This window comes from Rhodococcus sp. IEGM 1351 (genome assembly GCF_030056875.1).
Classification (GTDB): Bacteria; Actinomycetota; Actinomycetes; order Mycobacteriales; family Mycobacteriaceae; genus Rhodococcus_F; species Rhodococcus_F opacus.
On record NZ_JASHKU010000218.1, the window covers coordinates 1 to 206 of the forward strand.

The window sequence follows — 206 nt, forward strand, 5'->3', positions numbered from 1 at the left end:
GGCGCGAACAGGGCCAGGCCGGCCAGCAACGACCGCCGGTGACCGTAGCGGTCGCCGAGCGCCCCGCAAGGCAGCATCAGGCCGGCGAACACCAGCACGTAGGCGTTGACCATCCACTGCAGATCCGCGGTGTCGGCACCGAGGTCCGCCGAGATGGTGGGCAGCGCGACGTTGAGGATGGTGATGTCGAAGCCGATGGTCAGGAC

1 protein-coding gene is annotated in these 206 nt (G+C 68.9%); it reads right to left on the minus strand.

All coding sequences use genetic code 11. From position 1 onward, the window contains the following. Nucleotides 1-206 (minus strand): MFS transporter (locus QM806_RS41320; RefSeq protein ID WP_283295098.1); only part of this gene is annotated, 206 nt, incomplete at both ends.